Genomic DNA, 24,444 nt, shown 5'->3' on the forward strand with positions numbered 1-24,444 from the left:
CGCCGGACGCGTCTTTCCGGGCATGGGTGAGAGTCTCGTCACCCTTCGTATCTCCGCTCCGGCCCCGAGCAGGACGTTCGCAGCGAAACATTCACGCCGGGTGACCGGCCGTCGATTCCAGCGGGTTCATACGGCTTTGCGGCGATCCCTCCAGGGGCCCTGAAGGGGCCTCTCGGGGTGCGAGGGCCAACGCTCATGGGACGTTCTACGGCGCGAAACGTTCACGATGCCGGGGCCACCCTTCGTACGCCGACAACACCGGTATGCGTGTCGCCATCGTGACTGAATCCTTCCCACCCGACATCAACGGCGTCGCTCACTGCACGCTTCAGACCGCGGACCACCTCCACCGCCGTGGTCATCACCCCTTGGTCATCGCACCGGCGGGTCCCCCCGGAGGCCCACCGCCCGCCGCGGCCGGCGGTCCGCCCGAGAGCCAAGGGGAGATGGACCGGTCGCATCCGTACCCCGTCGTCCGTATCCCGTCCCTCCCCCTGCCCGGCTATCCGCAGGTGCGGGTCGCGCTGCCCAGCCGGAAGCTCGCGGCCGCGATCACCTCCCACGGCAGCGATGTCGTCCACCTCGCCAGCCCCTTCGTGCTGGGCGCGCGGGGGATGACGGCCGCGCTCCGGCTGCGGATACCCGCGCTGGCCGTCTACCAGACCGACCTGGGCTCCTACGCCCGCACCTACCTCGGCGCGGGCGAGAACGCGGCCTGGCGGCGCATCCGCGCCGTGCACACCGCCGCCGACCGCACCCTCGCCCCCTCCACCGCCGCCGCTCGCGACCTGGACGAGCACGGCGTGCCGAGGATCCGGCTGTGGCCGCGCGGGGTCGACACCGAGCGCTTCCAGCCCTCGCGCCGCGACCCGGAGCTGCGCCGCTCGCTCGCCCCCGGCGGTGAGCTGATCGTCGGATACATCGGCCGCCTCGCCCCGGAGAAGAACGTCGAGCTGCTCGCGCCGCTGAGCGAGCTCCCCGGCATCCAGGTGGTCGTGGTCGGGGACGGGCCGAGCGAGCCCGCGCTGCGGGCGGCCATGCCGAGGGCCCGCTTCCTCGGCCGCCGCACCGGCAACGACCTGGCCCGGGTCTTCGCCTCGCTGGACGTCTTCGCCCACACCGGGCCCCAGGAGACCTTCTGCCAGACCGTGCAGGAGGCCCAGGCCAGCGGTGTCCCGGTGATCGCGCCCGCGGCGGGCGGCCCGCTGGACCTGATCGACCACGGGCGCACCGGACTGCTGGTGCCGCCCGGGGACGCGACCGAGGTGACCGACGCCGTATCGCTGCTCGCGGCCGACGCGAAGCTGCGCGCGGCGCTGGGCCACGCCGGCCGGGAGGCGGTCGAGGGCCGCACCTGGGCGGCGATCGGCGACCAGCTCATCGACCACTACACCGAGGTCCTGGCGGCCCGCACGGCGGTCGCCGCATGAGCGCTGTGGGAGCTGTGGGAACTGTGGGAGGAGAGCAGAACATGAGCGACGGCAAGGGGCTGCGCATCGTCCGGCTGGCCAACTTCGTCACCCCCGCCTCGGGCGGCCTGCGGACCGCGCTGCGCGAGCTCGGGGCCGGATACCAGGCGGCCGGGCACGAGGCCGTCCTGGTGGTGCCGGGCGAGCGGGTCTCGGACGAGCACACCCGGCAGGGGCGGGTGATCACGCTGCCCGGGCCGACCATCCCCGGCACCGGCGGCTACCGCGTCCTGGCCGACCGGCGGCGGCTGGCCCGGCTGCTCGACGGCCTCGCACCGGACCGGCTCGAGGTGTCGGACCGCACCTCCCTCCGCTGGACGGGGGAGTGGGCGCGGCGCGCCCGCGTACCGGCCGTGATGGTCTCCCACGAGAGCGCGGACGCCGTGCTGCGCACCTGGGGTGTGCCGGACGCGTTCGCCGAGGGAGCCTCCGACCGGCTCAACCTCCGTACCGCGCGGGCGTACTCGCGGATCGTCTGCACCACCGAATGGGCGGCGCGCGAGTTCGTACGGATCGGCGCCCGGAACGTCGTACGCGCCCCGCTGGGCGTGGATCTCGGCCACTTCCGCCCCTCCCACCACGACGCCGCGCTGCGGGACCACCACCGCGGTGAGGCGGCCGTGCTCATCGCCATGTGCTCGCGGCTGTCGCCCGAGAAGCGGCCGGGCCGGGCGCTCGACGCGCTCGCCGAGCTGCGGCGGCGCGGCGTCTCCGCGGCGCTCGTGGTGGCCGGGGACGGGCCGCTCCGGCCGCGTCTGGAGGCCCGCGCCCGCGCCGAGGGGCTTCCGGCCGTCTTCCTCGGCCATCTGGCGGAGCGGGCGGGACTCGCCGCCATCCAGGCGAGCGCCGATGTGGTGCTGGCGCCGGGCCCGGCGGAGACCTTCGGCCTCGCCGCGCTGGAGGCGCTGGCCTGCGGTTCGCCCGTTGTCGTCAGCGCGCTCTCCGCGCTGCCGGACATCGTCGGCGCGGCCGGCGAGACCGCGGCCGACAACGGAACGGCCTTCGCGGACGCCGTCGAGCGCGTCCTCGGCCGCTCGGAGCCCCTGCGCCGGGCGGCGGCCCGGGCCCGGGCCGAGCGCTACGGCTGGCCCGCGGCGGTCGCGTCCTTCCTGGCCGCCCATGACGCGTCCACCGAGGGCGTCCGGTGCGCCGACGGCGGTCGGCTCCCGGCCGCCGCGCTCCCGGCCGCTCCGGCGGTCTCCGCGCCCCGGGCCGTCGGCGGTGTGCGGTGAGCGCAGCCGGCGCTCACACGGGGGACCGGGCTGGTACGGAACCGTCTCGTAAGGAGGCCGTCCCTACGGAGGCCGCCCTTACGGAGACCGTCATCGCGGAGGCCGTCCTTACGGAGACGGGGTGTGCGGGGCAGGACGCGACCACTGCCCCGCACCGGGCGGGCACTGCCCCGCACCGGGCGGGCACTGCCCCGCATCGGGCGGGCCGGACGCCGGGCGCCACGCCGGGCGACGAGGAGGCCACGGGCGAGTGCGCGGGCGAGTGCGCGGGCGAGGGCCCGGGCGAGGGCGCGGAGCCGCGCAGGCTGCGGTTCGCCGCCCTCGGCGACTCGCTCACCGAGGGACTCGGCGACCCCGCGCCCGGCGGCGGTTGGCGCGGCTGGGCCGCGCTGCTCGCGGCGGCGGCCGGGCCGCACCCCGATGAGCCCGTGGAGTTCGTCAATCTGTCCCGCAGCGGGGCGCTGGCCGCCGATGTCGCCGACGAACAGCTGCCCGCCGCCCGCCGTGCCCGCCCGCATCTGGTGTCGGTCGTGGTCGGCGGGAACGACACGCTGCGCGACTCGTTCGACATCCACCGGGTCGCCGAGGCCCTCGACCGCACGATCGGCGCGTTGCGCGCCGACGGCGCCGTGGTGCTCACCGCCTGCCTGCCCGACCCCGGGCGGATGCTGGGGCTGCCGTCCGCGCTGGCGCGCCCCCTGGGGCGCCGGATGCGCGCGGTGAACACCGTGGTGCACGCGCTGTCCCAGCGTCACGAGGCGGTCCATGTGGAGCTGAGCGACCACACCTGGGTCGCCGACCGGCGGGCGTGGAGCGTGGACCGGCTGCATCCGAGCGAGCTCGGGCACCGGCTGCTGGCCAGGGAGTTCCACGGCGCCCTGCGCGCCCGGTCCATCGCGACCGGCGCCCCGCCGTCCCTGGAGCTCGACGGCGTCGCGCCCTCGCGCGCCGCCTCCGCGTGGTGGATGGCGACCCGCGGCACCCGCTGGATCGCGGACCGCTGCACCGACCTGCTGCCCGGTCTGGTCTCGCTGGCGGCCCTGGAGTGGCGCCACCGCCTCAGGGGCACCGGACACCTGCTCGAGGACCGGGACCGGCGGGCGACGCTCGCCGCGCTCACCGCGGTGACCCGCGGCCCGGCCCCCGCCCACCTTCCGCACCCGTCCACCACCGACCCACTGCCCCAGCCGCCCGCCGATCTGCTCATCGCCGGCACACCGCCGTCCGCTGCGACAATGGCGGGGTGACGGGTCGCTGGGAATTCTGGATCGACCGGGGCGGAACCTTCACGGACGTCGTCGGCAAGCGTCCGGACGGCCGCCTGGTCACCGCCAAGCTGCTGTCCCACCACCCCGAGCGCTATACGGACGCCGCCGTCGCCGGGATCCGGCAGACGCTGGGGCTCGGCCCCGGCGATCCGGTCCCGGCCGACCGGATCGACGTCGTCAAGATGGGCACCACGGTCGCCACCAACGCCCTCCTGGAGCGCAAGGGCGAGCCGACCGTCCTCGTTGTCACCGAAGGGTTCCGGGACGCGCTGCGCATCGCGTACCAGAACCGCCCCCGCCTCTTCGACCGCCGGATCCTGCTCCCCGAGGCGCTGTACGACCGGGTGGTGGAGATCCCCGAGCGGGTGGACGCCCATGGCGAGGTCGTCCGCCCCCTGGACCTCGACGCCGCCGCCGGGGCGCTGCGCACCGCCCACCGCGACGGCTTCCGCAGTGCCGCCGTCGTCCTGCTGCACGGCTATCGGCACACCGCGCACGAACAGGCGGTCGCCGCGGTGGCGCGCGACCTCGGCTTCGCCCAGGTGAGCTGCTCCCACGAGGTCAGCCCGCTGATGAAGCTCGTCTCCCGCGGCGACACCACCGTGGTCGACGCCTATCTCTCGCCCATCCTGCGCCGCTATGTGGAGGACGTGGCCGCCGAACTGCGCGGTATCCGGCTGATGTTCATGCAGTCCAACGGAGGGCTGCGGGAGGCCGCGCACTTCCGGGGCAAGGACGCGGTGCTGTCCGGGCCCGCGGGCGGTGTGGTGGGCATGGCGCGCTCCTCCGGTGAGGCCGGACACGACCGCGTCATCGGCTTCGACATGGGCGGCACCTCCACCGATGTCTCGCACTACGCGGGCGAGTTCGAGCGGATCTTCGGCACCGAGGTCGCCGGGGTGCGGATGCGCGCCCCGATGATGAACATCCACACCGTGGCGGCGGGCGGCGGTTCGGTGCTCCACTTCGACGGCCGGCGCTACCGCGTGGGGCCGGACTCGGCCGGTGCCGTCCCCGGCCCCGCCTGCTACCGGCGCGGCGGCCCGCTGACCGTGACCGACGCCAATGTGATGCTCGGCCGGATCCAGCCGGACCACTTCCCCGCGGTCTTCGGCCCGCACGCCGACCAGCCGCTGGACGCGGCGACGGTCCGGGAGCGCTTCGCCGCGCTCGCCGGGGAGATCGCGGAGGCGACCGACGACCGGCGCGGACCGGAGGAGGTCGCGGCGGGCTTCCTGGACATCGCGGTGCTCAACATGGCCAACGCGGTCAAGAAGATCTCCGTGCAGCGCGGCCGTGATGTCACCCGTTACGCGCTCACCAGCTTCGGTGGCGCGGGCGGCCAGCACGCCTGCGCGGTCGCCGACGCGCTCGGCATCGGCACGGTGATCGTGCCGCCGCTCGCGGGGGTGCTCTCCGCGTACGGCATCGGGGTGGCCGACGCCACCGCCATGCGCGAGCAGGCCGTCGAGGCGGAGCTGGGCGAGGAGACGCTGCCGCGGGTGCGCGAGCTGTGCGCGCGGCTGGCCGATCAGACCCGCGGCGAACTGCTCGCGGACGGGGTCCCGGAGGACACCCTGGACACCGTCGCCCGGGTCCATCTGCGGTACGCGGGCACCGACTCCAGCATCCCCGTACCCGTAGGCTCCGCCCCCGCGATGACCGAGGACTTCGTCCGGGCGCACCGCACCCGCTACGCCTTCACCATGGACAAGCCGCTGGTCGTCGAGGCGGTGTCGGTCGAGGCGGTCGGCGCGTCCGGGCCGACCTGCGGCCATGCCGTGGAACGCCCGCCCAGGGAGGGCGAACTGGCGCCCGTGACGACCGTAAGGATGTTCTCGGAAGGGCGCTGGCAGCGGACGGAGCTCTACGAACGCGATCACATGCGCCCGTCGGAGCGGGTCACCGGGCCCGCGATCGTCGCCGAGGAGGACGCCACCACCGTGGTCGACCCCGGCTGGCAGGCCACCATGGGCGAGCGCGGCCATCTGCTGCTCACCCGGGTCCGGCCGCGCCCGAGCACCACCGCGGTCGGCACCGAGGTGGACCCCGTGATGCTGGAGGTCTTCAACAGCCTCTTCATGGCCATCGCCGAACAGATGGGTGTCCGCCTGGAGCACACCGCCCACTCCGTCAACATCAAGGAGCGGCTCGACTTCTCCTGCGCCCTCTTCGACGCCGAGGGCAACCTCATCGCCAACGCCCCGCACATCCCGGTGCACCTGGGCTCCATGGGCGAGTCCATCAAGGAGGTGCTGCGGCGCAACAAGGGCGCGATGCGGCCCGGCGATGTGTACGCGATCAACGACCCGTACCACGGGGGCACCCACCTGCCGGATGTCACCGTGGTCAGCCCGGTCTTCGACGAGGCGGGGGACGAACTGCTCTTCCTCGTCGCCTCGCGCGGCCACCACGCCGAGATCGGCGGCATCACCCCCGGCTCCATGCCCGCCTTCAGCCGCACCATCGAGGAGGAGGGCGTCCTCTTCGACAACTGGCTGCTGGTACGGGACGGGGCGCTGCGCGAGCGGGAGACCCGCGAGCTGCTGACCGCCGGGCCGTATCCGTCCCGCGCCCCGGACGCCAACCTCGCCGATCTGCGCGCCCAGATCGCCGCCAACGAGAAGGGCGTCCAGGAACTGCGCCGGATGATCGGGCAGTTCGGCCTCGACGTCGTGCACGCCTATATGGGCCACGTCCAGGACAACGCCGAGGAGTCGGTGCGCCGTATCGTCGCCGGGCTGCGCGACGGCTCGTACCGCTACGAGACCGACGGCGGGGCGGTCATCCGCGTCAGCCTTACGGTGGACCGCGACGCGCGCGGCGCCGTCCTGGACTTCACCGGCACCTCGCCCCAGCGGCCGGGCAACGACAACGCGCCCGGCTCGGTGGTGATGGCGGCCGTGCTCTATGTCTTCCGCACGCTGGTGGCCGAGGACATCCCGCTCAACAGCGGCTGTCTGAAGCCCCTGGAGGTCCGCGTCCCCGAGGGCTCCATGCTGGCGCCCGTCTTTCCGGCCGCCACGGTCGCCGGGAACGTCGAGACCTCCCAGGCCGTCACGGGCGCCCTGTACGCGGCCCTGGGCGTCCAGGCCGAGGGCTCCGGCACGATGAACAACGTCACCTTCGGCAATGACCGCGTCCAGTACTACGAGACGGTCGCCAGCGGCTCCGGCGCGGGGGACGGCTTCGACGGCGCCGACGCCGTACAGACCCATATGACCAACTCCCGGCTGACCGACCCCGAGGTGCTGGAGTGGCGCTATCCGGTGCGGGTGGAGAGCTTCGCGATCCGCCGGGGCAGCGGCGGCCGCGGCCAATGGCGCGGTGGCCACGGCGTCACCCGCCGCATCCGCTTCCTGGAGCCGATGGCGGTCGCCCTCCTCACCGGCCACCGCCGGGTGGCCCCGTACGGGATGGCGGGCGGCGGACCGGGCGCGCTGGGCGCGAACCTGATCGAGCGCGCCGACGGTTCGGTGGACCGCCTGGACGGCCGTGACGCGGCGGACGTCGGGGCGGGGGACGTCCTGGTCGTCCACACCCCGGGCGGCGGCGGTTACGGCCCGCCGGAGGAGGCCGGGGACGGATTGTCGGTGGCGGATGCCAGATTGGACGCATGACCGACTGGCAGGACATCCACGACTGGACGGATCTGCGGGCCGTGCGCGCCGCGCTCGCCGCGGGAGCCGACCCCGACCGCGTCCTCGGTGGCCATATGGCGCCGCTGCACTCCGCGGCCTGCTCGGGAAGCGCCGAGGTGCTGGCCGAACTGCTCACGGTGGCGCGGGAGGTGGACCAGCCGGACGCGGCGGGCCGCACCCCGCTGTGGCACGCGGTGCGCAACTGGGACCGGGAGAAGGCGTCGGCGCTCATCGCGGCCGGGGCCGACCCCTGGCGGCCCCGGGAGGTCGACGGGCGGAGCCCGGGCGAGCTGGCGTGGTGGACGCCGCTGGCCGACCTGGTGGCCGGGGTGCCCGGCGCCCGGGAGCCGTCCCCCGGGGAGCGGGCCGCGCAGCGGTCGGCCGATGAGCTGATCGCCGTCTTCGACGCCGAGGAGGGGGAGTACCAGGACTGGGGCTGCGTGGCGTTCGTGGCCGGGCGGAGCGTGCCGGAGGTCGTGGCCGCGCTGGGCGGGGACATCGTCGCCACCATCGGCGAGGGCGAGGGCGAGGGCGAGGGCGAGGGCGAGGGCGGAGACGGGGAGGCGGACGGCGCGGCCGACTACGCGGATGTCCTGCTGGAGGAGGAGGGACGGGTGCTGGTCGGCGCGGCGCCCGGCGGTGTGGTGCTCCAGCAGTTCGACGGGATCGCCCTCCATGGCGAGGAGGTGCTGGCGCCGCTCTCCCGGGGCACCGTGGCCGTCTCGGTCTTCGACCACCCCGACGCGTTCATCCATCCCTCCATAGCCCGGGACGGGGCGATGTGCCCCTGCCAGGAGGTCATGCTCGACCCGGAGCAGGGCGATCCGGAGGAGGCGTGGCGCTATCGCTTCGGGGACGGCGGGCATCCGTCCGGCTGGACGGCGCGGGCGCTGGCGATGGCCGCCGCGGTCACGGGGGTCGGGGTCGACGGCGGTCCGCGCTGGATCGGCAGGCCGGGCAGCAGCGTCATCCTGCTGCCCGAGCGGCTGCGGGACTGACGCCCCTGGGGGCCCAGACCGCCCCGGTCCTCAACCAGGTAGCCCGATATGAGGCATGGCGTGTTCGGATCCGTTTGCCGCCGCCACGATCGGAAACCCGAACCCTGTCAAAGCCCGCCTGGACGCGCCCGCATGACCCACGGACGCCCGCCCCGCGCACTCCCGCGCGTGAGCCCGACGGCGGGTGCTTTCAGCGACGTTGTTCAGGGAAGGGGCAGCCATGGCCTGGTGGCATGACGCCGAATGCACGCATGAGGATCCGGAGCTGTTCTTCCCCGTGGGGGTGGCCGGCCCGGCGGCCCGGCGGCAGGAGACGCTGGCCAAGGAGGTCTGCCGGCGCTGTCCGGTGATCCAGGAATGCCTGGACTACGCACTGGAGAGCGGAATGACCCACGGGGTCTGGGGCGGCACCGGCGAGGAGGAGCGCCGCGCGCTGCGCCGCAAGGCACAGCGCAGTCAGCGCGTCGGCACACGGCGCGCCCGTTAGGCGCCGTCCGGGACGGTCCGCCCGGCAGGCGGCCCCCAGGAGGCCCGGCCCAGCGGGGCGAACCGCACCGGAGTGCCGGGGACGGCCTGCGCCGCGGCGGCCAGATACCGCTCCGGAACGACGCCCACGACCGGGTAGCCGCCGGTCGTCGGATGGTCGGCGAGGAAGAGCACCGGCCGTCCGTCCGGCGGGACTTGGAGCGCGCCGAGCGCCATGCCCTCACTTGCCAGCTCACCGTCCCGTGCCCGCTCCAGCGAGGGGCCCTCGGTCCGCAGGCCGATCCGGTTGCTCGCGGCCGAGACACGGAAGTCGCCGGTGGAGAGGGTGCGCAGCCCCGCGGGGGTGAACCAGTCGTCACGCGGACCGAGCACCACGGGGAGCACCAGCTCCGGTACGACGCCCCGATGCGGCACCCCGTCCACGGCGGGCACCGGCCCCCGCGGCCGCCCGAGCCGCAGCACCGCGCCGTCCGCGAGCGGCGCCGGGCCCAGTCCGGAGAGCACATCCGTGGCCCGGCTGCCGAGCACCGGCTCGGCCTCGACACCACCGTCGAACGCCATATAGCTGCGCACCCCATGAGCGGCGGCCCCGGCCTCCAGGAGGGCGCCCGACGGCACCCGTACGGCCGCGCCCCACGCGACCGGGCGGCCGTCGACCGTGACCGGGCAGGGTGCGCCGGTGACCGCGACCGTCGCCGGGCGGCGCAGCCGCACCGCACAGCCGGTGAGCGTGGTCTCCAGGGTCGCGGCCCCCTCGGCGTTGCCCACCAGGCGGTTGGCGAGCCGGTGGGCGGGCTGGTCGAGCGCCCCCGAGCGGGGCACCCCGAGATGGGCATGGCCGATCCGGCCCAGGTCCTGGACGGTGGTCAGGGCTCCCGGCCGTACGACGACGAAGGCGCTGTCGGTCATGGCGCCGCCCCTTCCGGGGTCGCGCCATCCGATACCGGGATGAAGCGGACGCGAGTGCCGGGGGTGAACAGCGCCGCCGGTTCCCGTTCGGTGTCCCACAGCACGGCGTCCGTGGTGCCGATGAGCTGCCAGCCGCCGGGGGAGGAGCGCGGATAGACGCCCGTGTACCCGCCCGCGAGGGCCACCGAGCCGACCGGTACCCGGGTCCTGGGTGTCGCGTGGCGCGGCACGTGGAACCGCTCGGGCAGCCCCGTCAGATAGCCGAAGCCGGGCGCGAAGCCACAGAAGGCCACCCGGAACTCGGCACCGGAGTGGATCCGTACGGCCTCCTCGGGCGTCACCCCCCAGCGCTGCGCGACCTCGTCCAGATCGGGCCCGTCGTAGCGCACGGGCACCTCGACGATCTCGCTGTCGCCACGGTCGAGGGGCGGTATCCGCCAGCCGGGCAGTTCGGCGGCGAGCCGCCCGGGGTCCGCGAGCCCGTCGAGGAACACGGTCCGGGCGGCGGGCACGATGTCGCTCACGGTGGGCAGCCGCCGCTCGGCGGCGCGGCGCAGCAGCTCGGCGTGGAGCGCCTCGGCCGCCTCACCGCTGTCGAGCTCGATGAGCAGCCCGTGCTCACCGACGGGCAGGGTCCGCACCGTCATACGAACGCCGCCACGCGCACCCCCGCGGCGGCCAGCTCGGACCGCACCCGGCGGGCGAGGTCGGCGGCGCCGGGGGTGTCGCCGTGGACGCACAGCGAGCGCACGTCCACCTCGATGCGCCGTCCGTCGATCGAGGTCACCGCGCGGTCGCGGGCGAAGCCGAGGGCGCGCTTGACCACCGTGTCCGGGTCGTGGACCACGGCGCCGGGCTCGGTGCGGGGCACGAGCGTCCCGGCGGCGGTGTAGGCGCGGTCGGCGAACGCCTCGGCGATCACCGGCAGCCCGGCCGCGCGGGCCGCCTCGTGCAGCCGGGACCCGGGCAGCCCCAGCACCGGCAGCGGACCGCCGGCGGCCAGCCTGACGCCCTCGACCACGGCGGCGGCCTGCGCCTCGTCGTGCACGCTGCGGTTGTAGAGCGCGCCATGGGGCTTGACGTAGTGCACCCGCGTCCCGGCGGCACGCGCGAAGATCTCCAACGCGCCGATCTGATACGCGATCTCGTCGGCCAGCTCCCGGGCCGGTACATCCATGCTGCGCCGACCGAAACCGGCCAGGTCCCGGTAGGAGACCTGGGCCCCGACGCGCACTCCGCGCTCGGCGGCCAGCTCGCACACCCGGCGCATGGTCGAGGGATCCCCGGCGTGGAAGCCGCAGGCGACATTGGCGCTGGTGACGATGGACAGCAGGGCCTCGTCGTCGGTGAGCTGCCAGCGGCCGAACCCCTCGCCGAGGTCGGCGTTGAGATCGATGGACAGGTTCGCCAAGGATGCGGTCATATCCGTCCGTTCGGGCGTGGGGGATACGTGCGGGGTTGTGGATGGCACCACAAGGTAAGCGATCGTTGAACGATCCGACAAGATGGTTGTTGTCCGGTCACGGTTTCTGGGCTTGACTTCTCGCTATACGGGACGAACGCGACGCCGAACAGGGGTTGATGTGGCGAACGGGGCAAAGGGTGTAAATCGCCGTTCCGGCGAGCCGTCGGACGAGTCGCCGGAGATGCCGGAGGCGCCGGGGACGGCAGGGGGCGTGGAGCCGGCGGAGCCGGCCGGGTACGCCCCGGCCCCCGGTCTCGCCGCCGGGCTCGAGGCCGACCGGGCGCTGCTGGGGCGCACCAGCACGGCGGAGCGCGTCGCGGACATCCTGCGCGACCGCATCGCCGAGGGGTTCTTCCCGCCCGGCACCCGGCTGTCCGAGGACAGCGTGGGCGGCGCGCTCGGCGTCTCGCGCAACACCCTCCGGGAGGCGTTCCGCCTGCTGACCCACGAGCGGCTGCTGGTGCACGAGCTGAACCGCGGCGTCTTCGTCCGCGTCGTCACGGTCGACGACCTCAACGACATCTACCGCGTGCGCCGGCTCGTCGAATGCGCGGCGGTGCGCGGCCTGGGCGAGCCGCCGTACGAGGTGCGGGCGGTCGAGGCGGCGGTCCTGGCGGGCGAGCGGGCCGCCCGGGACCGGGCCTGGCAGGACCTGTCCACCGCCAATATCCGCTTCCATCAGGCGATTGTCTCCCTCGCCGGAAGTCCCCGCGCCGACGAACTGATGCGCGCGGTGCTGGCCGAGCTCCGGCTGGTCTTCCACGTCATGGCCGACCCCCGCCGCTTCCACGCCCCCTATCTGGTGCGCAACCGCCAGATCCTGGAGGTGCTCCAGGGCGGCGACGCGGTGGAGGCGGAGCGGCTGCTCGCCTCCTATCTGGACGATTCCCAGGGGCAGTTGGCCGACGCCTACGGGCGGAAGATGTCCCGTCGATAGAGGTTTCCCAGCGGTAAACGATCCGGCGAGGCCGGAACAAGTTCGTTTCAGGCTCTTGTCGGATCGTTGAACGAACGCCTAGCCTCCGGTGCACCCTCCTCACGCCCCCGTGAGGTCCTTGTGCGCGGAAGGCCGGACGCATGATCGTTCTCCTTGGCGTCCTCGTGGTGATCCTCGGATTCGCCACACGACGCAACCCGTTGCTGGTGGTGGGGGTCGCCGGCATCGCCACCGGACTGCTGGCCAAGCTCTCGCCCCAGGAGATCCTGGCGGCCTTCGGCAACGGCTTCGCCTCCAGCCGCTCGGTGACGATCTTCGTCATCACCCTGCCGGTGATCGGCCTCCTGGAGCGCCACGGCCTCCAGGAACAGGCCCGTACCCTCATCGGCCGGCTCGGCAAGCTCACCACCGGCCGGTTCCTCGCCCTCTACCTGCTGCTGCGCCAGCTCACCGCAGCCCTCGGCCTCACCAGCATCGGCGGCCCGGCCCAGAGCGTGCGGCCCATGGTCGCGCCGATGGCCGAGGGCGCCGCGGAGCGCCGCCACGGCCCGCTGCCCGAGCGGGTCCGCGAGCGCGTCCGCTCGTACTCCGCCAGCGCCGACACGGTCGGGCTGTTCTTCGGCGAGGACTGCTTCCTGGCCATCGGCTCGATCCTGCTGATCACCGGGTTCGTGAACACCACGTACCACACCCATCTGGAGCCGCTTCAGCTGGCGCTGTGGGCCATCCCCACCGCCGTCTGCGCGTTCCTCATCCACGGCTTCCGGCTGCTGCGCCTGGACCGCTCACTGGACCACGACTTCGCCGCCTCCGGCGGCCGATCCGCTGCCGAGGGCAGCCGCACCGCGGAGGAAGCCAAGTGATCAAGGCGGAGTGGTTCTACTGGCTCGTCGGCGCCGTCTTCCTCGCCATGGCCGCCCAGATGGCCGTCGACCGCACCAACCCCAAGCGCCTCGGCTCGGCCGCCTTCTGGGGGCTGCTCGGCGGCTGCTTCTTCTACAGCAGCTGGGTGGTGGAGAAGAAGGCCCCGGCCGAACCGCTGGGCGTCGCCGTCCTCGCCATGGTCTGCCTGGGCGGCTTCCAGCTCACCGGGCGCGGTGTGCCGCGCACCACCACGCCCGAGCAGCGCGCGGCCTCGGCCGCCCGGCTCGGCAGCAAGCTGTTCGTCCCGGCGCTCACCATCCCGCTGGTCGCCGTCGTCTGCGCATCGGCCGTCAAGCACTGGCACATCGGGGGCGAACCGGTCCTGGAGGCCGGCAGCGAGACCATCCTCGGCCTCGGCTTCGGCGCGATCGTCGGACTGCTGGTCGGGATGGCCGTGGTGCGCGAGCGGCGGCCCGCGGTGCCCCTGCACGCCGGGCGGAGCCTGCTGGAGTCCATGGGCTGGGCGCTGCTGCTGCCCCAGCTGCTCGCCGTGCTCGGCTCCATCTTCCAGGAGGCCGGGGTCGGCACCCAGGTCGGCAAGATCACCGAACAGGTGCTGCCGGAGGGTCAGAAGTACGTGGCCGTGGCCGTCTACTGCGTGGGAATGGCCCTGTTCACCGTCATCATGGGCAACGCCTTCGCCGCCTTCCCGGTGATGACCGCCGCCATCGGCTGGCCCGTGCTCATCCAGCAGATGCACGGGGACGCGCCCGTCGTCCTCGCCGTCGGCATGCTGGCCGGTTTCTGCGGCACGCTCGTGACACCCATGGCCGCCAACTTCAACCTGGTGCCCGCCGCCCTGCTGGAACTCAAGGACCAGTACGGGCCCATCAAGGCGCAGATCCCCACCGCCGGGGCGCTGTTGGTCTGCAACATCGCCATCATCTCGCTGTTCGCCTTCTGAAGGGGGCCGCTGCTGTGACCCGTGTGCTTCTCACCGGCTTCGAACCCTTCGCGGGCTCGGCCGTCAACCCGTCGTGGTAGGCCGTCTCCCTGGTGGCCGCCGATCCGCCGCCCGGCACCGAGGTCACGGCCGTACAGCTCGCCTGCGTCTTCGGCACCGCCCTCGACGAGCTGGCCGCCGCCGTGGCGGAGGCCGACCCCGACCTGGTGCTGTGCGTGGGCCAGGCGGGCGGCCGTCCCGGTGTCACCGTCGAGCGGGTCGCGATCAACGTGGACGACGCCCGGATACCCGACAACGCCGGACGTCGGCCCATCGACGAACCGGTGGTCGAGGGCGGCCCCGCCGCCTACTTCGCGTCCCTGCCCGTCAAGGCGTGTGTCGCGGCCGTCCGCGAGGCCGGGATTCCGGCCGCCGTCTCACAGACTGCCGGAACGTTTGTGTGCAACCACGTCTTCTACGGTCTGGCCCATCTCATCGCCACCGAGCGGCCCGCCCTGCGCGGCGGCTTCGTCCACCTCCCGTACGCGCCCGAGCAGGTCGTGGACGGCGCCGAACCCGCACTGCCGGCCGCCATGGCGGCCGACGCGCTGCGGGCGATCATCGGTGCGGCCGTGAGCACCCGAACCGACCTGCGCGTCGCCGAGGGGGCAACGCATTGAACGCGCCTTATGAATTCGACGAGCCGGACGAGCGGGGCGAGCCGGACGGGACGGACGAGCGGGGCGAGCCGGACGGGACCGGGAGCGAACTCGGCCGGTACGCGGCCCGGTTCGCCGCCCTCGCCACCGCCAACGTCACCCGGGCCTACCCCAACGCCCCCGCGCATCTGCTGCGCGGCCCCGAGGACCTGGTCGAGCCGCGCCGGCACCACCCCGCCTTCTACGGCTCCTACGACTGGCACTCCGCGGTCCATATGCACTGGCTGCTGGTCCGGCTGCTGCGCCGCTGCCCCGACCGCGTCCGCGCCGACGAGGTCACCGCCGTACTGGACGGGCACCTTACGGCCGACGCCCTCGCCGCGGAGGCGGACTATCTGCGCGCCCACCCCTCCTTCGAGCGCCCTTACGGATGGGCCTGGCTGCTCGCGCTGACCGCCGAGTGCCGGAGCCTGCCGGGGCCCGCGGGCGAGCGCTGGGCGAAGGCCCTGGAACCGGCCGCCGACGCCGTCTGCGCACTGCTGGGCGGATGGCTGGAACGCGCCACCTACCCGGTGCGGCACGGCGTCCACACCAACAGCGCCTTCGCCCTCGGCCTGGTCCTGGACAGCGCGGCCGCCGCGGGTGCGAAGGGGATCGTCGAACCGGTCACCGAGGCCGTCCTGGACTGGTTCGCCGACGACCACGACGCCCCCGTCCACTGGGAGCCGTCCGGGCAGGACTTCCTCTCGCCCGCGCTCACCGAGGCCGAGGCGGTCTGCCGGGTGCTGCCGGAGGAGGAGTTCGCGCGCTGGCTGGAACGCTTCCTCGCCGGCGTCGAATGGGGCGCGCCCGTCACCGTGCTCACCCCGCCCATCGTCTCCGACCCCGCCGATCCGCACATCGGTCACCTCCTCGGCCTCATCCTCAGCCGGGCCGCCGCGCTCCGCCGCGTGGCAGCCGCCCTGCCGCACGGCGATCCGCGGGCGGACGTGCTGCGGACGGCGGCCCGTGACCATCTGGCCGCCGGGCTCCCGGCCAGCGTCTCCGGGGACTTCACCGGCGACCACTGGCTCGCCACCTTCGCGGCGCTCGCCCTGGACGGACCACCGGCCGGTGAGCCGTAGACTGACGGATCGGTGAGGTGCGGGGGACGCGCCGGTGTACGCGCGTCCACACGCCGGGGACCTGGTATGTCATAGCGGGATCTCCGTGCCGTTTCGTACGTTGTCGGTGCGACGCCCTACTCTGTGCGACGTGACATCTCCACCCCCGGGGGCCGCCGCGCCCCAGCTCAACACCGCTGAAGGGGCCGGCCGGCCGGCCCCGGGCCCGGCCGCCGACGAGGGCCTGGCCCGGCGGCTGCGCGCGCTCGCCTGCACCGCCCCGCTGCACGACCTGGACGCGCGCAAGGCCAATCTCGCGGGGGAGTACGGGGTGTACGCGATGGCGGAGGTCGCCCTCGCCGCCATCGACCTCGTCACGCTCCACATGGACTTCGACACCGGCGCCGACCACGAGCAGATAGTGGCCAGGCTGCTGCCCCGGGTGGCGGCCCAGGCCCCCGGCCGCCCCGCCGCCGAGCACGACCGGGTCGCCCGCTGGGTGCTGGAGAACCTGATCAACGTCGGCAGTGTGGACCGCGGCTTCCGCGCCGTCTACGGCACCTTCGGGCCCGATGGGGTGTATGTCCGCAGGGACTACGACTTCAAGCTGATCGAGGAGGTGCCGGGGCCCGGCGGCAGCGTCTATCTGCGCACCACCGACGAGGCGGTCAACGTCCTGGTCGGCGCCCTCGACACGGACGTCACCAGCGCCCAGATCGCCGCCGAGGTCAAGCTGGAGGTCCTGATCAGCCGGGGTCGTCTCGCCGATGCCCAACTCGCCGCCGAGCAGGCCCGCTACCGCACCGTGCAGTACTCGGAGACGCTGCGCCGCACCCTCGACGCCACCCGGCGCAACGTCCGCGCGGTCGACTGGCTGAGCACCGTCCCCGAGCTGATCAGCGAGGCGCTCGACCACGTCGCCGACCGCTACCGCCACGAGAACGCGATCCTCACCAACATCCGCAAGGCGCGCGACGAGGCCGAGGGCACCGAGCACAAGCGGCGCGCCGCGGAGCTCGTCGACATCGTCAAGGACTGCATCCGGCGCCACACCCAGCTACAGTCCCGGCTGCTGGAGGCCGGTCCGCTGTTCCGCGCCGAGCAGGACCGCCAAGCCTTCGCGCCCCCCGCCCCGCGCTCCGGATACGACCTGTACGGACAGCTGCTGGCCCCCGTCCTCCCGCTGCCCCTCGAGCGCGCGGGCCGGGTCACCGACGCGTTCTTCGCCCGCGGCACGGGGCTGCGCACCCCGACCTCGGTGCGCATGAGCGACCTGGTCGAGATGCTGCTCACCCCGCCCGTGGAGCGGGAGCACCTCGGCGCGGAGATGCCCGAGCCGGACCTCATCGCCACCCCCGACGACAGCCGCTTCAGCGAGGAGCAGCTGGCGGTGGCCATGGAGCTGCTCGAACTGCCCGCGGACGCCCCGCGGCGGCTGTCCGGGCTGCTCGCCGACGCCCGCCGCCGCGACCCCGAGCTGCCCTATCTGATCGCCCTCCTCGCCGTCCACGCCGCCAGCCCCCCGGTCGGCACCGCCTACCGCCAGGGCGAGCAGCGGCTGCTGTTCGCCGTGGACGACGGCACCGAACTGGACGACCCCGAATTCGGCGGCGCCGACCTGATAGTGGGCACCGCCCTGCTGGACGCGGTCGGCATGGCGGCCGACCGCGCGGAGGTGGCGTGATGACCGCGACCCATGAGTACGCCCCGCGCGAGGAGGTTCAGCCGTGACCGAGTACGACATCGACGAGATGACACCGCCGGACGCGGCCCCCGCCCCGGCGGCGGCCGGTCTGACGCCCGCCGACGCGGCCGACGCCGCGCGGCTGGTGGCCTTCGGGCTCCAGCCCAAGCTGCTGCCCGCGCGGGACGTCGAATACGCCGAGCTGCTGCGCCGCCACCGCGACGAACCGGCGTTCGCCCGCCTCACCGACGCCATCGCCGCCGGACTCGGGCTCATCGTGCTGGAGGTGTCGACCCGCGCCGGAATGGCGGTGACCGCCGCCGAGGACTCCGTCTTCGCCGTCCGCATGGGCGACTACGCCCGCCGCGCCGCCACCGACTCCGCCGACCGCTTTCTGCACGGCCTCGCCCATCTCGCCGTCGCCGCCCTGGCGTTCCCCCGCCCCGAGGACCTCGCCGACGACGGCTATATCGGCCGCGTCACCGTCAACGGCGTCGACGCCTTCGTCCGCCAGGCGTGCCGGCGGCTGGAGGAGCGCGCCGAGGAGCAGGGGGAGAACACCGACCCCGCCACCGGTGCGCCCGGGCTGGAGTCCGCCTGGCGGGTCTACGCCCGGCGCAGCGCGACCGGCGCCACCAAGGACGCGCGCAGGCTCGCCGGTTCCACCACCGGCATCGTCGGCAAGGCCGTCGCCTTCCTGGTCGACTCCGGCTTCCTCCAGCGCACCGGCGACGAGTCCGGCGGCACCTACCGCACGACCGCCCGCTATCAGCTCCAGGTACGCGACATGGCGGCCTCCGCCGCCATGACCGAGCTGCTGGAGCTCGGCGTCGTCCCCGTCAGCGACGGCGGCGCCACCCTGCTCCCCCCCGACCAGGGCGACGACCTCGACCTGGTGGCCGACGCCGGTCTCCCCTTCCACTCCTGAACCCCGACGCCCGGCCCCCACCCGCCCGACACCACCCCACCTTCCGACAACGAGAGTCCGCCGCCATGTACGAGCTGTCCCGGATCCGCCTCTACTCCATCGGGCCGGCCGGTGCGCGGTACGCCGACACCGTGCTGGACCTGCGCGGAGTCGGCGAGCCGGTGCCCAGCCCCGCGCCCACCCAGGCGGAGTTCTTCGAGGAGGAGCCGGTCGGCCCGCCGCGCCGCCCCGCCCCCGCCGGGGTGCTCTTCCTGGAGAACGGCGGCGGCAAGTCCGTCCTGCTCAAGCTGATCTTCTCGGTGATGCTGCCCGGCCATCGCAACACCCTGGGCGGCGCCAGCTCCGGTGTGCTGCGCAAGTTCCTGCTCGCCGACGACTGCGGGCATGTCGCGCTGGAGTGGCAGCACACCGTCACCGGTGAGACCGTCGTCGTCGGCAAGGTCAGCGAATGGCGCGGCCGTCAGGTCTCCAACGACCCGCGGAAGTTCGCCGAGGCGTGGTACTCCTTCCGGCCCGGCCCCGGGATGAGCCTGGACTCGCTGCCGGTCGCCGAGTCCGCGGCGGTGCGGCCCGCCGTCGAGGGCGCGTCCACCGCCCGCGGCCGCCGCCGCACCATGAAGGGCTTCCGTGACGCCCTTACGGAGGCCACCAAGGCGTACCCGCATCTGGACGTGGTCTGGGTGGAGATCCACGAGCGCTGGAACGAACACCTCGGCGAGCTCGGCCTCGACCCCGAACTCTTCCGCTACCAGCGGGAGATGAACGCCGACGAGGGCGAGGCCGCCGGGCTCTTCGCCGTCAAGAACGACTCCGACTTCACCGACCTCCTGCTGCGCGCCGTCACCGACACCCGCGACACGGACGGGCTCGCCGACCTCGTCCACGGCTTCGCCCACAAGCTGGGCCGCCGCGCCGAGCTGACCGCCGAGCGCGACTTCACCGCCGGTTCGCTCGATCTGCTCCAGCGCATCGCGGACGCCGCGGAGCGGCGTGAGCAGGCGCGCGGTGTGCACGCGGGCGCCGAGCGCCGCACCCGTACGCTCGCCCGGCGGCTGTCCGCGCGCGGCGCGGAGGAGCGGGCGCGGGCCGCCGAGCTCGCCGAGCGGGTCGCCTCCGCCGCCGAGGCCGTCACCGACGCCGAGGGAGCGCGCGGCCGCAGCGATCTCGTCGCCGCCGAACTCGCCTACCGGCACGCCTCCCTGGCGCTCGCCGCCGCCGAGAAGGGTGCCGCCGCGCAGCGCCGCGAGCTCAACGAAGCCCGCACCCTGCACTCCGCCTGGCAGGCCGCCGAGACGGTGCTGCGCCACCGCGCCGCCGCCGACCGCTCCGCGCGCGTGGCCGCCGCCATCCGCGAGGCCGAGCGGGACGCGGCCCCCGCGCTCGCCGCCCGCGCCAAGGCCGCCGCCGACCTCGTCCGCGCCCTGCACGCGGCCGCGGAGGACGGCGAGCGGGTCGCCAACGAGGAGGAGGAGCGCTCCGCCGCCCTCCAGGAGGACGGCGAGGCCGCCCACCGCGACGCCACCTCCGCCGCCACGGCGGCCCAGCGCGCCCGCAGCGACGCCGAGCATCTGCGCCAGCGGCTCGCCGAGGTCGAGCAGGAGACCGCGGAGGCCGTCCGCGCCGGATGGCTCGACGACTCCGCCCCCGACGCCGACCCGGCCCGCGCCGCGCTCGCCGCCAGCGACGCCGAGAAGACCACGGTCGCCGCGTTCGACGAGGCCCGCGAGACCGCCCGGCGCACCGCCGACCACGCGAAGTCGGCCGCCGCCGAGGAGGCCCGCGCCGAACTGGCCGCGGCGCGAGCGGTGGACGCGGCGCGCGCCGCGGAGTCCGCGTACGACGCGGAGCGGCGCGCCGCGGAGGCGCTGGGCACGGAGCAGCGCCTGGTCGAACTGCTGGGCCTGCCAGAGCTGTCCGCCGCCGTGCCCGCCCCCCGCGGTGCCGCCACCCGCCCGTCACCGGCGGACGCGCGGGCGGCGCGCGGGGTGACGGTGCGCATTCCGGACGCGGGCGCCGCGGGCCGCCGAGGCGCCCGCGCCCTGCCGACCGACTCCGACCGGGACGGGTGGATCACGGTCCACGTGGACGAGGAGGACGCGGACGACGTCGGCCTCTCCCAACTCCCCGCCGCCTTCCGCGCGGACCCCTCCGCCCACCCGACCCCCGTGGACGGCGAACCCGCGCCCCACGACCACACCTACGCCCCCGAGGAGCCCCCCACCGACACCCGCGAACGCCTTGCGGCAGAGGACCACGCCGGGATGGACCCCGCCTCCGGCTCGGCGGCCTGGTCGACGGATGCCATCGCGGACGCGGAAGGTGACGCAGCTGCTGCGGGCGACCGGCTCCCGGGCACCGGACCGACGCCCGGTGACGGCGTTGCCGCCTCGTGCGCGCTCGGTGAGCCATGCCCGAGGGGCGAGATGCCGGGGCGAGTTGAGGAGGCGGGGGGCGGCCCCGCCCCCGTCGGCGGTGGACGGGCGGATACCGGACCGGTGGGTGAGGCGGAGGAGACGCGCCCCACTCGGCATGGAGGAGCGTCCGCAGAGGACGCGGAGGCGGGCCCCGGGGAGGCACCCGGGCGGCGTCCGCTCGCGGCGGAGTCGCGGCCTGCGGGGCGGGTGACGGTGCGGATCGACGAGGTCGAGGACGCCCCGTCGGGCGGTGGCGGTCCGCGCCCGGAGGGCCACCGTGCCGGTGCCCCGGCCGTGGCGGCCGATGCTCACGGCGACGGCGGTCAGTCCGGGACGCGGATCGCGGCTGACTCCGCCCACGGCACCCAGGCGGTCCCGGCGGGCGCCCCGCGCGGTGGCGCCCGGGTTGTGGCGGCCGAGTCCCGGCCGTCGGGAGAGGTGTCGGCCCGGGTCGGGGACGGTGACGACGGTCAGGCCGAAGGGGAGGCCGCTGCCACCGACACCCCGCCCGGCAACGTCACCGCCACCGACGCCGACACCCCCGCCGACTCCGCCACCGCCCCCGACGACTCCGACTGCTGGAGCCCCGAGCCCGGCGGCGAACCCGCACCCGAACCCGCACCTGATCCTGAAAGCGACCGCGGCAGCGGCCACCGCACCCCGCCCGCCCCGCGGCCCCTCGCGGACGGGCCGCTCACCGCCGAGGAGCTGGACCGGAACGCCGAGGCGTTGCGGGAGCTGCTCGAGGAGAGTGTGGGCTCCGCCGAGCGGCAATTGTTCGAGTTGCGGACCGCTGCCGCCGAGGACGCGCGCATCCTGGGGGCGCTCGGTGACGGGGGGCTGTTGCCGCCCAGTGCCGATGTGCTGGCGGCCGTCGAGTTCCTCGGGGAGCACGGCATCCCCGCGCTTCCCGGCTGGCGCTATCTCGCCCAGGCCGTGGACCCCGTCGACCACGCCTCCGTGCTCGCGGCCCGCCCCGAGCTGGTGGACGGTGTCGTCATCACCGACCCCGGCACCCACGCCCGCGCCCGTGAGGTGCTCGGCCAGGCGTCGCTGCTGCCGCGGTCCGCCGTGGCCGTCGGGACGTCGGCCGCGCTGCTCGCGCCGACCCCCGCGCCGGGTGCCGAGGAGAGCGGGGTCTTCCTCGTGCCGCCGAACCCGGCGATGCACGACGAGCGCGCCGCCGACGACGAGCGGCGCGAGCTGCGGGCCCGTGCCACCGCGCGGGACGAGGAGATCAGGGCGCTCGCCGCCCGGCTGGCCGGGGACCGGGCGCTGTCCGCGCGGCTCGCCTCCTGGCGTACCGGCTGCCCGACCGGTCGGCTCGCGGAGCTCGCGGCGGCGGCAGAGACCGCCCGGGAGACCGCGGAGACCGCGCAGAGCGACCTCGTGGAGGCGCGCACGGCACGCGCGGAGGCCGACGAGGCCGCCACCGAGGCCGCCCGCGTCCGGGACGAGCGCCAGGAGGCGGCCCAGCGGGCCCGCCGGGTGGCGGACGCGCTGGCCGGGCTGGCGTACCGGCTGCGGGAGCGCGCCACCTGGCAGACCCGGCTGCGCGAACTGGCCGAGGAGGCCGTCGAGTACGAGGAGCGCGCCGCGGGCTGTGTGGACCGGGCCCGCTCCGCCGACGAGGACCGGCGCGCCGCCCAGCGCGCGGCCGACGACGCGCGCCGTACCGCCCGTGCCCTGCGCGCCGAGCGCGCGGAGATCGCGGGCGCCCCCGACGACCTCGGCGAGGCCACCGAGCCGCCCTCCGCCTCGCTGCCCGCGCTCCGCGAGGCGTACCGCGCCGCCTCCCAGGTCTATGAGAAGGTCGGCGTCGGCGCCGACCTCCGCGCCGAACAGGCCCGCGCCGAAAGCGACGAGAGCGCGGCCCTCGCCACCCTCGACCGGCTCACCAACAAGGTCCGCACCCGCGCCGCCCAGCTCCTGGAGGGCACCGACGGCGCCGACGGCCCCTCCCGGCAGGCCGCCGCCGCCCGCGCCGAATCGCTGGTCCAGATGCTGGAGAGCCGCGCGTCGGCGGCGAGCGAGCAGCTGGGCCGGCTGCGCGGCGAGGCCGAGCGGCTCGCCCCCGCCGACGGCGACGCCCACACCGAGCTGCCGGAGGAGACGGTCCCGGCCGACGCCGAGCAGGCGAAGGAGCTGCTGCGCACCGCCAATGGCGAGCTGGCCGCCCGTACGGACGCCCTGGACACCGCCCGCACCGCCCACGCCGACCTGGTGCGCGCCCACCGCGCCGCCGAGGACGCCGCGGGCGGCTTCGACGAGACCGCCGCCCTGCTGCGGGATCTGCTGCGGGACGGTCCCGGCGCGGAGGACGACGGCGAGCGGCCCGAGCCGTACGCCGGGGATCTCGCCGAGGCCCGTCAGGCCGCCGCCGAGACCCGCCGCTCACTGCGCGGCTGCGCCGCCGATCTGTCGGCGGCCGAGTCCTCGGTGCGGGAGGCGAGCGATGTGCTCGTACGGCACGCCAACTCCACCCGCTACGAGCAGGTGCGCACCCCCGCCCGCCAGCAGATCCGGGAGCTCCCCGCGGCCGCCCTGCCCGAGCACGCCGCCGCCTGGGCCGACGCGTTCGCGCCCCGGCTGCGCGTGCTCACCGACGAGCTGGAGCAGCTGGAGCGCAACCGCGACTCGATCGTGGACCGGCTGCGCGGCCTCGTCGAGTCCTGCCTGGCCACCCTGCGTTCGGCACAGCGGCTCTCCCGGCTCCCGGAGGGGCTCGGCGAGTGGTCGGGCCAGGAGTTCCTGCGGATCCGCTTCGAGGACCCCGACCAGGCCACGCTCACCGAGCGGCTCGGCGAGGTCATCGACGAGGCCACCCGCTCCGCCGTCCGCAAGAACTCCGATCTGCGCCGGGACGGCATGTCGCTGCTGCTGCGCGGGGTCCACGCCGCGCTCCAGCCGCGCGGGGTGGCCGTGGAGATCCTCAAGCCGGACGCGGTGCTGCGGGCCGAGCGGGTGCCGGTGGGGCAGATGGGCGATGTGTTCTCCGGTGGCCAGCTGCTGACCGCCGCCATCGCGCTGTACTGCACCATGGCCGCCCTGCGCAGCAATGACCGGGGCCGGGACAAGCACCGTCACGCGGGCACGCTCTTCCTCGACAACCCCATCGGCCGCGCCAACGCCACCTATCTGCTGGAGCTCCAGCGGGCGGTGGCGGACGCGCTGGGAGTGCAGCTGCTCTATACGACGGGGCTGTTCGACACCACGGCGCTGGCCGAGTTCCCGCTGGTGATCCGGTTGCGCAATGACGCGGACCTGAGGGCCGGGCTGAAGTACATCAGCGTCGAGGAGCATCTGCGGCCGGGTCTGCCGGTCCGGGAGCCTGAGGAGGAGCAGCAGGTCCACGGCCAGATCACCGCCACCCGGATGTACCGACGCCCCGAGGCGGACGCGGAGGCGTCCGACGGGGCGGCGGATCGGCCGTGAGCCCGGTGG

The 24,444-nt window shown here is 74.8% G+C and carries 16 protein-coding genes and 1 pseudogene; 14 read left to right on the forward strand and 3 right to left on the reverse strand.

Annotated elements, in window-relative coordinates:
* The first annotated feature begins 263 nt into the window (after positions 1 to 263).
* From KHP12_RS44070 to KHP12_RS44095, 6 genes are all read left to right on the forward strand, one after another.
* Positions 264 to 1,430 (forward strand): glycosyltransferase family 4 protein, encoded by a 1,167-nt coding sequence (locus tag KHP12_RS44070; protein WP_086883700.1) that lies wholly within the window; start codon positions 264 to 266, stop codon positions 1,428 to 1,430.
* Positions 1,431 to 1,471: 41 nt separating this feature from the next.
* Positions 1,472 to 2,701: a glycosyltransferase gene (locus KHP12_RS44075; protein WP_211834528.1), complete on the forward strand. Its 1,230-nt coding sequence runs from the start codon at positions 1,472 to 1,474 to the stop codon at positions 2,699 to 2,701.
* Positions 2,698 to 3,948, forward strand: coding sequence for an SGNH/GDSL hydrolase family protein (locus KHP12_RS44080; RefSeq protein WP_308017016.1), 1,251 nt, complete (start codon positions 2,698 to 2,700; stop codon positions 3,946 to 3,948). Before KHP12_RS44075 ends, KHP12_RS44080 begins: the two co-directional genes overlap by 4 nt.
* On the forward strand, positions 3,945 to 7,589 hold the full coding sequence (locus KHP12_RS44085; RefSeq protein WP_211834529.1) for a hydantoinase B/oxoprolinase family protein: 3,645 nt from the start codon (positions 3,945 to 3,947) through the stop codon (positions 7,587 to 7,589). Before KHP12_RS44080 ends, KHP12_RS44085 begins: the two co-directional genes overlap by 4 nt.
* On the forward strand, positions 7,586 to 8,608 hold the full coding sequence (locus tag KHP12_RS44090) for an ankyrin repeat domain-containing protein (RefSeq protein ID WP_211834530.1): 1,023 nt from the start codon (positions 7,586 to 7,588) through the stop codon (positions 8,606 to 8,608). Before KHP12_RS44085 ends, KHP12_RS44090 begins: the two co-directional genes overlap by 4 nt.
* A 220-nt stretch (positions 8,609 to 8,828) precedes the next feature.
* The gene (locus tag KHP12_RS44095; protein WP_086883696.1) at positions 8,829 to 9,095 is read left to right on the forward strand and encodes a WhiB family transcriptional regulator; all 267 of its coding nucleotides are present in this window, start codon (positions 8,829 to 8,831) and stop codon (positions 9,093 to 9,095) included.
* Here KHP12_RS44095 and KHP12_RS44100 read toward each other — a convergent pair.
* Genes KHP12_RS44100 through KHP12_RS44110 form a run of 3 tightly spaced genes read right to left on the reverse strand, consistent with a single transcriptional unit; the run spans position 9,092 to position 11,426 of the window.
* On the reverse strand, positions 9,092 to 10,003 hold the full coding sequence (locus KHP12_RS44100; RefSeq protein ID WP_086883695.1) for a 5-oxoprolinase subunit C family protein: 912 nt from the start codon (positions 10,001 to 10,003) through the stop codon (positions 9,092 to 9,094). The genes KHP12_RS44095 and KHP12_RS44100 overlap by 4 nt on opposite strands.
* Positions 10,000 to 10,650, reverse strand: coding sequence for a 5-oxoprolinase subunit B family protein (locus KHP12_RS44105; protein WP_086883694.1), 651 nt, complete (start codon positions 10,648 to 10,650; stop codon positions 10,000 to 10,002). The genes KHP12_RS44100 and KHP12_RS44105 overlap by 4 nt, the downstream gene beginning before the upstream one ends.
* Complete coding sequence (locus tag KHP12_RS44110) at positions 10,647 to 11,426, reverse strand: LamB/YcsF family protein (RefSeq protein WP_086883693.1); 780 nt, start codon at positions 11,424 to 11,426, stop codon at positions 10,647 to 10,649. The genes KHP12_RS44105 and KHP12_RS44110 overlap by 4 nt, the downstream gene beginning before the upstream one ends.
* Before the next feature lie 253 nt (positions 11,427 to 11,679).
* Between KHP12_RS44110 and KHP12_RS44115 the strand changes: the two genes are divergently transcribed.
* The 8 genes and pseudogenes from KHP12_RS44115 (at position 11,680) to KHP12_RS44150 (ending at position 24,435) form a co-directional block, all read left to right on the forward strand.
* Entirely contained in the window at positions 11,680 to 12,405 is a 726-nt protein-coding gene (locus KHP12_RS44115) for a GntR family transcriptional regulator (RefSeq protein ID WP_086883692.1), read from the forward strand.
* Between the two features lie 140 nt (positions 12,406 to 12,545).
* Positions 12,546 to 13,268: a DUF969 domain-containing protein gene (locus tag KHP12_RS44120; RefSeq protein ID WP_086883691.1), complete on the forward strand. Its 723-nt coding sequence runs from the start codon at positions 12,546 to 12,548 to the stop codon at positions 13,266 to 13,268.
* Positions 13,265 to 14,233, forward strand: coding sequence for a DUF979 domain-containing protein (locus tag KHP12_RS44125; protein ID WP_086883690.1), 969 nt, complete (start codon positions 13,265 to 13,267; stop codon positions 14,231 to 14,233). Before KHP12_RS44120 ends, KHP12_RS44125 begins: the two co-directional genes overlap by 4 nt.
* A gap of 14 nt (positions 14,234 to 14,247) precedes the next feature.
* Positions 14,248 to 14,892 (forward strand): annotated as a pseudogene (gene pcp / locus KHP12_RS44130) (pyroglutamyl-peptidase I).
* Positions 14,889 to 15,995, forward strand: coding sequence for a DUF2891 domain-containing protein (locus tag KHP12_RS44135; RefSeq protein ID WP_086883688.1), 1,107 nt, complete (start codon positions 14,889 to 14,891; stop codon positions 15,993 to 15,995). The pseudogene pcp and the gene KHP12_RS44135 overlap by 4 nt, the downstream one beginning before the upstream one ends.
* 130 nt (positions 15,996 to 16,125) lie before the next feature.
* Positions 16,126 to 17,658 (forward strand): hypothetical protein, encoded by a 1,533-nt coding sequence (locus tag KHP12_RS44140; protein ID WP_210609001.1) that lies wholly within the window; start codon positions 16,126 to 16,128, stop codon positions 17,656 to 17,658.
* 67 nt (positions 17,659 to 17,725) lie between these two features.
* Positions 17,726 to 18,586: a hypothetical protein gene (locus tag KHP12_RS44145; RefSeq protein ID WP_245010360.1), complete on the forward strand. Its 861-nt coding sequence runs from the start codon at positions 17,726 to 17,728 to the stop codon at positions 18,584 to 18,586.
* Between the two features lie 65 nt (positions 18,587 to 18,651).
* A complete protein-coding gene (locus tag KHP12_RS44150; RefSeq protein WP_211834531.1) occupies positions 18,652 to 24,435 on the forward strand; it encodes a coiled-coil domain-containing protein in 5,784 nt (1,927 codons plus the stop codon).
* The last annotated feature ends 9 nt before the right edge of the window (positions 24,436 to 24,444 follow it).

The sequence above is a fragment of the Streptomyces asiaticus genome, from assembly GCF_018138715.1.
Taxonomy (GTDB): domain Bacteria; phylum Actinomycetota; class Actinomycetes; order Streptomycetales; family Streptomycetaceae; genus Streptomyces; species Streptomyces asiaticus.

Bases quoted from the DNA above. Each gene is read 5' to 3' on its own strand.
- KHP12_RS44145 (WP_245010360.1), top strand. From the start codon at position 17,726: ATGACACCGCCGGACGCGGCCCCCGCCCCGGCGGCGGCCGGTCTGACG.
- KHP12_RS44100 (WP_086883695.1), bottom strand. From the start codon at position 10,003: ATGACCGACAGCGCCTTCGTCGTCGTACGGCCGGGAGCCCTGACCACC.
- KHP12_RS44110 (WP_086883693.1), bottom strand. From the start codon at position 11,426: ATGACCGCATCCTTGGCGAACCTGTCCATCGATCTCAACGCCGACCTC.
- KHP12_RS44120 (WP_086883691.1), top strand. From the start codon at position 12,546: ATGATCGTTCTCCTTGGCGTCCTCGTGGTGATCCTCGGATTCGCCACA.
- KHP12_RS44090 (WP_211834530.1), top strand. From the start codon at position 7,586: ATGACCGACTGGCAGGACATCCACGACTGGACGGATCTGCGGGCCGTG.
- KHP12_RS44105 (WP_086883694.1), bottom strand. From the start codon at position 10,650: ATGACGGTGCGGACCCTGCCCGTCGGTGAGCACGGGCTGCTCATCGAG.
- KHP12_RS44070 (WP_086883700.1), top strand. From the start codon at position 264: ATGCGTGTCGCCATCGTGACTGAATCCTTCCCACCCGACATCAACGGC.
- KHP12_RS44150 (WP_211834531.1), top strand. From the start codon at position 18,652: ATGTACGAGCTGTCCCGGATCCGCCTCTACTCCATCGGGCCGGCCGGT.
- KHP12_RS44075 (WP_211834528.1), top strand. From the start codon at position 1,472: ATGAGCGACGGCAAGGGGCTGCGCATCGTCCGGCTGGCCAACTTCGTC.
- KHP12_RS44095 (WP_086883696.1), top strand. From the start codon at position 8,829: ATGGCCTGGTGGCATGACGCCGAATGCACGCATGAGGATCCGGAGCTG.